This is a genomic window from Cystobacter fuscus DSM 2262 (assembly GCF_000335475.2).
Taxonomy (GTDB): domain Bacteria; phylum Myxococcota; class Myxococcia; order Myxococcales; family Myxococcaceae; genus Cystobacter; species Cystobacter fuscus.
On sequence record NZ_ANAH02000010.1, the window covers coordinates 393,387 to 403,486 of the forward strand.

Here is a 10,100-nt window from a genome sequence, read left to right on the forward strand (position 1 = left end):
GATTCCTCATGCGCATCGTTCTCTTCTGTCATTCCCTGTTGTCCGACTGGAACCATGGCAACGCGCACTTCCTTCGCGGCGTGGTGACGGAGCTCACCCTGCGCGGCCACGAGGTGCGGGTCCTCGAGCCCGAGGACGCCTGGAGCCTGCGCAACCTCCTCGCCGAGCCTGGCGGGGCGGCGGTACTGGAGGAGGTACGGGGCGTCTACCCGGCCGTGCGTCCCGAGCGCTACGCGCCCGACGCGCTGGACCTGGATCGCGTGCTCGACGGGGCCCACCTCGTCATCGTCCATGAGTGGAGCCCGCCGGAACTGGTGCGGCGTTTGGGCGAGCGGCGCCGGGCGGGCGGCTCCTTCCGCCTGCTCTTCCATGACACCCACCACCGCGGCGTGAGCGCCCGGGAGGAGATGGCGCGCTACGAGCTGACCCACTACGACGGCGTGCTCGCCTTCGGGGACGTCATCCGGCGCATCTACCTGGAGCAGGGCCAGGCCGCGCGGGCCTGGACGTGGCACGAGGCCGCGGACACGCGCGTGTTCCACCCGCTGCCGCACACGGAGGTGGAGAGGGATCTCGTCTGGGTGGGCAACTGGGGCGACGACGAGCGCACCGCGGAGCTGCACGAGTTCCTGCTGGAGCCGGTGGAGGCGCTCGGCCTGAAGGCGCGGGTGCATGGCGTGCGCTACCCGGACGCCGCGCGTGAGGCGCTCGCCGCCTCGGGCATCGAGTACGCGGGATGGTTGCCCAATCACCGTGTCCCCCAGGCCTTCGCCCAGGCACGCGTGACGGTCCACGTGCCGCGCCGGCCTTATACCCAGGCGTTGCCCGGCATTCCCACCATCCGCCCCTTCGAGGCGCTCGCCTGCGGCATTCCCCTGGTGTCGGCTCCCTGGTCCGACGCGGAGGGCCTGTTCACCCCGGGCCGGGACTTCCTCGTCGCCGCCAATGGAGAGGAGATGCGGCGCCACCTGCGCGCGCTGCTCGCCGACGAGGGGCTGCGCCGCGAACTGGCGGAGCACGGCCGGCGCACGGTGCTCGCGCGCCACACCTGTGGGCACCGCGTGGAGGAGCTTCTGCGCATCTGCCAGTCGTTGGGCATGAGCGCCTCTCAGTGTCATCCGCTGGCACGGGAAAGGCTCAGCCCATGAGCAAGGGTTCGCGGATCGCCTTCTTCGGCTCGAGCCTCGTCTCGGCCTACTGGAACGGAGCGGCCACCTATTACCGTGGCATCATCCGCGCGCTGCACGAGCGCGGGCACCACGTCACCTTCTACGAGCCGGATGCTTACGAGCGCCAGCAGCACCGCGACATGGCGGATCCGCACTGGGCGCGCGTGGTTGTCTATTCCGCGCGAGGCACCGAGGCGCTCGAGCGCTGCCTGGAGGAGGCCCGGGACGCGGACGTGGTGGTGAAGGCGAGCGGCGTGGGCGTGTTCGACGCCCTGCTCGAGGCGCGCGTGCTGGAGCTGCGGCGTCCGGGCAACCAGGTGGTGTTCTGGGACGTCGACGCGCCGGCCACGCTCGAGCGCATGGAGAAGGATCCGGGAGAGCCCTTCCGGGCGTTGGTGCCGCGCTACGATCACATCCTCACCTACGGGGGGGGCGAGCCGGTGGTGTCGGCCTACCGGGCGCTCGGGGCGCGCGAGTGCGTGCCCATCTACAACGCGTTGGATCCACGCACCCACCACCCGGTGGCGGCGGAGGCGCGCTTGGAGGGAGACCTGGCCTTCCTGGGCAACCGGCTGCCGGACCGCGAGGCGCGCGTGGAGGCCTTCTTCCTGAAGGCCGCGGGCCTCTTGCCCGGCTCGCGCTTCCTGTTGGGAGGCAGCGGCTGGGGAGACCGCGCCCTGCCGGAGAACGTGAAGTACCTGGGCCACGTCTACACGCAGGACCACAACGCGCTGAACTGCTCGGCGCGCGCGGTGCTCAACATCAACCGGGACAGCATGGCCCGCTTCGGCTTCTCGCCGGCCACGCGGGTGTTCGAGGCCGCGGGCGCGGGGGCCTGCATCATCACGGATGCCTTCCAGGGCGTGGAGCTGTTCCTGGAGCCCGGCAAGGAGATCCTCGTGGCGCACTCGGGTGAGGAGGTCGCCGAGCACGTGCGCGCGCTGAGCGGGCCCGAGGCGCGGCGCATCGGTCAGGCGGCGCTCCAGCGCGTGCTGTCCGAGCACACGTATGCCCATCGCGCCTCGAAGGTGGAGGAGGTGCTGGGCCTTCCCTCCACCGGTGTTCACGAGCGGGTGGCCTGAGCCATGGAGACGCAGCGGATGCTGATTGTCATTCTCGGCCTGTCCATCACCTCGAGCTGGGGCAACGGACACGCCACGACCTACCGGGGGTTGGTGCGCGAGCTGGTGCGGCGCGGGCACGACGTGCTGTTCCTCGAGCGAGACGTGCCCTGGTACGCCTCCCATCGCGACATGCCCCGGCCGCCCCATGGGCGCACCGAGCTGTACGCGGACCTCGCGGACCTGAAGGACCGCTTCACGGACGCGGTGCGCGGGGCGGACCTGGTCGTGGTGGGCTCCTACGTTCCCCAGGGCGTGGAGGTGGGCGCCTGGGTGCAGCGCACGGCCCGGGGGGTCTCGGCCTTCTATGACATCGACACGCCGGTGACGCTGGCGAAGCTCGCGCGGAGGGACTTCGAATACCTCTCGCCCGAGCTGATTCCTGGCTATGCGCTCTATCTGTCCTTCTCGGGAGGGCCGCTGCTCCAGCGCATCGAGCGCGAGCTGGGTTCGCCCGCGGCCCGGCCGCTCTACTGTAGCTGCGATCCCGAGCTGTATGCGCCCCAGGCGCGCGAGCCGCTCTGGGACCTGGGCTATCTGGGCACGTACAGTGATGACCGGCAGCCGGTGCTGGAGCGCTTGATGCTCGACGCGGCGCGGGCGCTGCCCTCGCGCCGCTTCGTGGTCGCCGGACCGCGGTATCCCGCCGGCATCACGTGGCCCGCGAACGTGGCGCGAGTGGAGCACCTGGCTCCGCCCGAGCACCCCGCGTTCTACAACTCCCAGCGCTTCACGCTGAACGTCACCCGGGCGGACATGGTGCGTGCGGGCTACTCCCCGAGTGTGCGGCTGTTCGAGGCCGCCGCGTGCGCGGTGCCCATCATCAGTGATGCGTGGGAGGGGCTCGACACCTTCTTCCGGCCGGGCGAGGAGATCCTCATCTCGCGCTCCGGGGAGGAGACGCGGCGCTACCTCCAGGAGGTGCCGGAGGCGGAGCGTCAGGAGATGGGCCGGAAGGCGCGGGCCCGGGTGCTGGCCGCGCATACGGCGGCGCATCGCGCGGAGACGTTGGATGACTACACCCGGTCGGTGAATTCAGGACGCAAGCCTTAGGCAAGAGAGGCGGGACATATGATGAAGATCGCGGTCATTGGTACGGGGTACGTGGGTCTGGTGGCGGGGACCTGCTTCGCGGAGTCGGGGCACGAAGTCACCTGCATCGACGTCAACCCGAGGAAGATCCAGGCGCTGAAGCGGGGCGAGGTGCCCATCTACGAGCCGGGCCTGGAGGAACTGGTTCGCCGCAACATGGCCGCGGGGCGGTTGCACTTCACCGAGGAACTGGCGGGCTCCGTGGGGCCCGCGCAGGTGGTGTTCATCGCCGTGGGGACGCCCGAGGGGGAGTCCGGGCGCGCGGATCTTCAATACGTGCTCGCCGCCGCCGAGCAGGTGGGCCGGGCGCTGAAGCAGTACACGGTCATCGTGGACAAGAGCACGGTGCCGGTGGGCACGGCGGACAAGGTGCACGAGGTCGTCGCCCGTCACACCCGGTGTGAGTTCGACGTGGTGTCCAACCCCGAGTTCCTCAAGGAAGGCGCGGCGCTGGAGGACTTCCTCAAGCCGGACCGGGTGGTGATTGGCACGCGCTCGGAGCGGGCGCGCAAGCTCATGGCCGAGCTGTACGCGCCCTTCGTGCGCACGGAGAACCCCATCCTCTTCATGGATCCGTGCTCGGCGGAGCTGACCAAGTACGCGGCCAACGCCATGCTCGCCACGCGCATCTCCTTCATGAACGACATGGCCGCGCTCTGCGAGAAGGTGGGCGCGGACGTGGAGCAGGTGCGCAAGGGAATGGGCGCGGACAAGCGCATCGGCTATTCCTTCCTGCACCCGGGCATTGGCTATGGCGGGAGTTGTTTTCCCAAGGACGTGAAGGCGCTGACGGCCACGGCGCGCGACATGGGGCTGGAGTTCGATCTGCTGCGCGCGGTGGAGAACACCAATGCGCGGCAGAAGCGGTGCCTGCTGACCAAGGCGTTGAAACACTTTGGCGACCTGTCCGGCCGCACCTTCGCGGTGTGGGGCCTGGCGTTCAAGCCGAAGACGGATGACATGAGGGAGGCGCCGTCGGTGGAACTCATCGAGGGCCTGCTCGGCAAGGGGGCGCGGGTGCAATGCCATGATCCGGTGGCGGTCGAGAGCGCACGCCGCTACTTCGGCGACCGGGTGCTGTACGCGCCCACCAACTACGCGGCGGCGGAAGGCGCCGATGCGCTCTTCCTGGTGACGGAGTGGAACGAGTTCCGCCACCCAGACCTGAAGCGGCTCAAGGCGACGATGAAGAGCCCCACGATCTTCGATGGCCGCAACGTCATCGATCCCCAGCTCGCGCGCGAGGAGGGCTTCACCTACTTCGGCATTGGCCGGCCCTCCTCCTGAGCGGCGGGGTGCTCCTGACGGATCAGGCCCAACTCCGGCGAGATTCGAGCCGCACCTGTACCGCACGGATCATCCGGATGCAGAGGATTGCCGCGACGAGGGTGCACACCCACGAGCCGATTTCGATCAGGTACACCCTGAGCGCGAGTGACGGGGGCAAGAGGGGCATCGACAGGCGCCGGGCGATCCCGGTCAGAATTCGGGATAGAAGGAATGCACTCCACAGCACGCCCAGATGCAGTGAGGCAGCCAGCTCTTTGCCCCCCAGTCCCTCAACAATACTCCGCATGATGCGGAGCGGCTTGACGAGATTCACGAATGGTACGAACCAACAACCCACTGCCCATGCTGGCGATGCTCCAACATGGGTGCCCCACGCATTCATCTGCCGGACGGCCCGTTGCATCCACATCAAGTAGACGACAGTCGTTAGAGGAAAGAGAACCAAACCCACGCCAGTCAAAAACATCGCAATGGTAGCGAGCGTTTCCATGCTCCTGAAGGACTCACGCGCACCGGGCACTAGAACAGCCCAGAGGTTGAGGAGCATCTGGCCTACCGCCAGAACTGCCACCATGCGCAGGGAGAGCGTGGCCCGCCGGGCGCGAGCCTCCGACGAAGGGCTCGCCGCCACGTACCGGCGGAGACACTCTTGGCAGCGATCGCCACTGTTCATGCAATGAGAACAGACGTATCGCCCACAGCGCTCGCACGCGTTTACTGCCTCCAACTCTGAGTGAACAGGACACAAGGGCCGAAGCGAGGATGAAGCATCGGAAATACTTACCATGACGGTTGAGTAGAGCAGTCCGAGAGTTGGGTCAACCGGCCCGGGCGTCGTGCCCGGGTTCGCGAGCTACACCTCCACCGCCACTCGCTCCTTGGATCGGTAACTGAGGGGCGAGGGGGTGACATCCTCCGCCCGAGGCCCCCTTGAGACGAGGTCCACTCGCCGGCCAAGCAACTGCTCGAGGTGCTCCAGGACGAGGTTCTCCCGGGGCTCGCGCTCCTCGAGCGAGGGCGTCACGTGGAGGAGCCATCGCGTGAGTGCGGCCTGCCCCTCGAGCGATGGATTCGGTTCCACGGCCAACCGGGTGACGGGGCCGTCCTGATAATGCGTCGCGGCCTTCCAGGTGCGCAGCCGACGGAGCAGATCCAGGTGGGTGATCGCCAACACGTCCACTCCGCCCAGGACATCGAGCGCGTACCGGGCGAGCACCGCGTCGAACCAGCCATAGCGGACATGGCCCTGCCAGTCATTGAGCGTGTTGTGCTCGGAGAGCAGCGGCCGCAATTCCTCCGTCTCCGTGGGCAGCGGTCCCGCGCCGTGCCGCACCATGTGGCCGCGCAGCACCCCCACCCGCTGGACATCCAGGTCCACGCCACTCTCGGTGATGAGGCCGATCGCGTTGTCCGCGGTGCAGCGGGACCAGGTGGTGTACGGGTGAAAACCCCGCCACTCGTCGAGTAGCACGCCCTGCGCTCCCTCGAACACCGTGGCGGGGGCCTCAGCCATCCAGCGCGCGAGCAGGGTGTCCGCGGCCACGAGTCCGAGTGTCTCCAGCCGCGTTGCCCGCTCCATCCACGCGTCGATGATGCCCTCGGCCGCGAAGATGGAGCGCTCGCGCCGGACCTGGGGACTGTCGGGAAGGGAGTCTCCGAGGGCTCGCAGCTCCTCGTGCTCGCGCTCCCGGACACGCTGGAGCTTTCGCCGCAGCCGGGGCACGTCGCGCAGGTCTCCCGCGAGCACGGTGTCCTCCGGCCAGGCGAGCGCGTCCCGCACGGTCTCGCCCACGCCAACGCCGCAGCTGCCGTGCCGGGAGCCGCCACGGGCCAGCTCCCGCAGCCGGTTGGCGGCCTGGTGGAAGGGCGTGATGACCCGCGCGCGTTCGCTGATCCGCAGGCGCGAGAACACGTCTCCCACGCCCTGGGCGCGCAGCGCCTCTCCCTCGAGCAGCAGCGCGGTGGGGTGGAGGAGGAAGGGGTGGGCGAGGAAGGTGCGCACCCCGGGGACGAACGTCCCCGCGCCGAACTGCGCGAAGGTGTGGTGCCGGCCCTCCGAGGTGACGACGTTGTGGCCCGCCTGCGCGCCGCCGTTGTAGCGCACCACGAGCGACGCCCGGTCGCGCCGCACGAGGTAGTCCGTCATCAGCCCCTTGCCCGCGTCGCCGAACCCCAGGTCGATGACGATGGAGGCGCGCCGCGGGCCGCTCGGAGCCTTCACTTGAGGATGCGGACGAGCCGCTGCAGGACCCCCTCTGACGCCGGCGCCCCCACCAGCGCGGGCCCTCCCGAGCGGCCGAGCGCCTCGGCCAGCGGCGTCAGGGCGCGCAGCGTCGCGTGCACGGACGGACGGGGCACGTTCGCCTCCTGGAGGACGCGGCCCAGGCCGTCGATGTCCGGGACGAGCCCCTCGTAGAGGCAGATGGCCCCCGCGGACACGAAGCAGATGTCCTCGGCGGACTCCATGCACAGCACATGGTCGCCGAGCAGCTCACGCCAGCGTGACTCGCACTTCGCGCGGCGGTTCACGTCGGGGATGACGAAGAAGGGCACGAAGGTCTTCTGCAACTCGGCGACGATCTCCTCGATCTTCAGGTCCTCGTCGAGCCGGTCTCCGATGATGCCCTCGACGATGTGCTTGGAGAGGAGGGGGTAGGGCAGCTCGTCGCCCGTCATGAAGAGGTAGCCCTTCTTCTCGCGCTTCTCGACGCAGTCCATCGCCGTGTGCTCGGCGAGCAGGTACAGGCCCAGCTCGTAGCTCTCCTGTCCGGTGCCGCCGCCACGCCCCTCGAGGTAGCTCCAGGTGAGCCATTGATCCATCAACTCCGCGGTGGACTCGAACTGGCCCACCTGCAGCGGCGCCTCGTCGCTGTAGGCATCGCCCACGGCCATGAAGAGCAACTGGGGGTCCGCGACCTTGCAGTCGGTGAGGACCTTCATGAACTTGGGCAGCAACTCCGTGGCCATGAGCTTGGGAATGGTCCCCATGGAGCCCGTGACGTCCAGCGCGAAGACGATGCCCAGGGAGTTGGGGTGCTCGGCGCTGTCGCGGGCCTCGCGCACGCGGATGCCCTTGGGGTTCATCAGCGGGTGGCACTTGCGCTGCTGGAAGACCTCCTGCACCGGTACCTGGGCGCGGTCCTTCAGGAGGGCTTCGTGGGCCTGGTTGCTGTAGTTGCCGTACCCCATGTGCGTGCTCCTCGCGTCTGGGCGGCCGTGGACGGGCTCAAGGCATCACGAGTGGATGGAAGCCCGGGTGTCCGTGGACCGCGGCGCTCACTTCACCAACGCGCTCGCGAAGTGTCCAGGCCAGGTCCCGCTCTCCCTCGCCCTCCTCTCCCACCGCGGCGCGCTCGAGGAGGTCCGCCAGGGCACCAGGGACGGAGCGGGGGAGGGTGCCCCGGATGGGATCTCCGCCGAGCACCGAGATGATGCACCGGGCGCTCATCCGCACGTCGTCCACGGGCGTGGGCCGCTGGGAGTCCAGGAGGCTCGTGGGATAGAAGTCCTCGTAGCGCGTGCAGACGGCACGCAGGCGGGCTCCCTTCACGCGGTCCGCGCAACTGAAGCCCACGAGCCGCACGCCATGCTCGCCGTGCTGCACGAGCAGGTGCGGGGGGAGCACCGCGCCGTGCACGTAGCCCGCGCGGTGCAGCACCGCGAGCGTCTCCAGGATGCGCCGCCACATCCACACGGACACGCGTGGATCGACGCCCGAGGCATGCACCCGGCGCACGGCCTCGAAGGTGTGGAGGTAGCCGGGAGTCTGGCGCACGAGCAGGGCCTGGCGGCCCTCGTACGGTCCCCCGCGCAGGGGGCCGTGGGCCACGGGCTGGGGCAGGCGGGTGAGGAAGGCCGGGGCCTCGTTCCCGATGGCCGCTTGGAGTTCCACGAGCATCCTCCACTCGTGCTCCAGGAGCGGCGCGTGCTCGGGGTCACGCAGCACCTTCATCAGGACGCGCTCGGTGGGCCGTCGGGCCCGCTCGGCGGCGTAGACGTCCGAGATCTCCCCCCGTGCGAGGAGGGGGCCGGGAGCCCAGTGGCCCGTGCCGACGGTCCACCAGTGCGAGTAGCCGTGGCGGGCGGGGTCTTCCCACTCCTGGAGGGCCTGCCGGTAGCGCGCGACGGAGACGGCGCTCGGGTCGATCTGGACGGTGGTGCCGCAGTAGCCACAGACGGTCGAGCGGGCGAAGCGCCCCGGAGCGAGGGGGGCGTTGCACTGGGGGCACTTCACGACGCGCTCGGCCATGGGGCGTTCTCTCCTGGGGGCTGCTGCCCGCGAGGATAGTCGCTCAACGCGCGAGCCGGCTCACTTGCCCAGGCTGGCGATGTCGATCACGAAGCGGTAGCGCACGTCGCTCTTGATCATGCGCTCGTAGGCCTCGTTGATCTTCTGCACGGGGATGACCTCGATGTCCGCGGCCACGTTGTGCTTGCCGCAGAAGTCGAGCATCTCCTGGGTCTCGCGGATGCCGCCGATGAGCGAGCCGGCGAGCCGGCGCCGGCGGAAGACGAGGGGGCCGGCGGCCAGGGGCACGGGGGCCTCGGGCAGGCCCACGAGCACCATGGTGCCATCCACCTTCAGCAGGCCGAGGTAGGCGTTGTAGTCGTGCGGGGCGGAGACGGTGTCGAGGATGAAGTTGAAGGAGCCCGCGAGCTTCTTGAACGTGTCCTTGTCCGACGTGGCGGCGAAGTGCCTGGCACCCAGGGCGAGCGCGTCCTCGCGCTTCTTCTCCGAGGTGCTCAGCACGGTGACCTCGGCGCCCATCTCCTTGGCGAGCTTCACGCCCATGTGGCCGAGCCCGCCGAGGCCCACCACGGCCACCTTGTCCCCGGCCTTCACGCCGAAGTGGCGCAGGGGCGAGTAGGTGGTGATGCCCGCGCACAACAGCGGCGCGGCGCGGTCCAGCGGGATGGAGTCGGGGATGCGCAGCACGTACTGCTCGTCCACCGTGATGCGGGTGGAGTAGCCCCCCTGGGTGGCGGCGCCGTGGCGATCCTTGGCGTTGTACGTGCCCACCATGCCCCGGTCGCAGTACTGCTCCTCGCCCGCCTTGCAGTTGTCGCACTCGCGGCAGGAGTCCACGAAACAGCCCACGCCCACGGAGTCGCCGACCTTGTAGCGGGTGACGGACTTGCCCACCTGGGCGACCTTGCCGACGATTTCATGGCCGGGCACGAGCGGGTACTTCGCCTTGCCCCACTCGTCGCGCACCGTGTGGATGTCCGAGTGGCACACGCCACAGAAGAGGATGTCGATGAGCACGTCGTGAGGGCCGGGCTCGCGGCGCTCGAACGAGAAGGGTGCCAGGGGGGCCTTGGCGCTGGGGGCGGCGTAGGCTTGAACGGTCGGCATGAGGAAGACTCTCCGAAAGGTGAAGGACAACGCGACGCGCGCCGGGTCGACTCGAACCCGAGGGCGAAGCGG

At 69.2% G+C, this 10,100-nt stretch carries 9 protein-coding genes; 4 read left to right on the forward strand and 5 right to left on the reverse strand.

The window, feature by feature from the left end; all coding sequences use genetic code 11:
* The first annotated feature begins 8 nt into the window (after positions 1-8).
* Genes D187_RS19980 through D187_RS19995 form a run of 4 tightly spaced genes read left to right on the forward strand, consistent with a single transcriptional unit; the run spans position 9 to position 4,669 of the window.
* Complete coding sequence (locus tag D187_RS19980; protein WP_002622514.1) at positions 9-1,148, forward strand: CgeB family protein; 1,140 nt, start codon at positions 9-11, stop codon at positions 1,146-1,148.
* Positions 1,145-2,251, forward strand: a complete 1,107-nt coding sequence (locus D187_RS19985; RefSeq protein ID WP_002622513.1) for a CgeB family protein — start codon at positions 1,145-1,147, stop codon at positions 2,249-2,251. Before D187_RS19980 ends, D187_RS19985 begins: the two co-directional genes overlap by 4 nt.
* An 18-nt stretch (positions 2,252-2,269) precedes the next feature.
* Complete coding sequence (locus D187_RS19990; RefSeq protein WP_002622512.1) at positions 2,270-3,343, forward strand: CgeB family protein; 1,074 nt, start codon at positions 2,270-2,272, stop codon at positions 3,341-3,343.
* 21 nt (positions 3,344-3,364) lie between these two features.
* On the forward strand, positions 3,365-4,669 hold the full coding sequence (locus D187_RS19995; protein ID WP_043430795.1) for a UDP-glucose dehydrogenase family protein: 1,305 nt from the start codon (positions 3,365-3,367) through the stop codon (positions 4,667-4,669).
* Between the two features lie 22 nt (positions 4,670-4,691).
* Here the strand turns inward: D187_RS19995 and D187_RS56385 are convergent, their stop codons facing one another.
* The 5 genes from D187_RS56385 to D187_RS20020 form a co-directional block, all read right to left on the reverse strand.
* Positions 4,692-5,162 carry a DUF4328 domain-containing protein gene (locus D187_RS56385; RefSeq protein WP_162159658.1) on the reverse strand — a complete coding sequence of 157 codons (471 nt, stop codon included), beginning with the start codon at positions 5,160-5,162 and terminating at the stop codon, positions 4,692-4,694.
* Between the two features lie 363 nt (positions 5,163-5,525).
* The gene (locus D187_RS20005) at positions 5,526-6,893 is read right to left on the reverse strand and encodes an adenylosuccinate synthetase (RefSeq protein WP_002622509.1); all 1,368 of its coding nucleotides are present in this window, start codon (positions 6,891-6,893) and stop codon (positions 5,526-5,528) included.
* Complete coding sequence (locus D187_RS20010; protein WP_002622508.1) at positions 6,890-7,861, reverse strand: hypothetical protein; 972 nt, start codon at positions 7,859-7,861, stop codon at positions 6,890-6,892. The genes D187_RS20005 and D187_RS20010 overlap by 4 nt, the downstream gene beginning before the upstream one ends.
* Before the next feature lie 37 nt (positions 7,862-7,898).
* Positions 7,899-8,921: a zinc ribbon domain-containing protein gene (locus D187_RS20015; RefSeq protein WP_002622507.1), complete on the reverse strand. Its 1,023-nt coding sequence runs from the start codon at positions 8,919-8,921 to the stop codon at positions 7,899-7,901.
* 60 nt (positions 8,922-8,981) lie between these two features.
* Complete coding sequence (locus tag D187_RS20020) at positions 8,982-10,028, reverse strand: NAD(P)-dependent alcohol dehydrogenase (protein ID WP_002622506.1); 1,047 nt, start codon at positions 10,026-10,028, stop codon at positions 8,982-8,984.
* Positions 10,029-10,100: the final 72 nt, after the last annotated feature.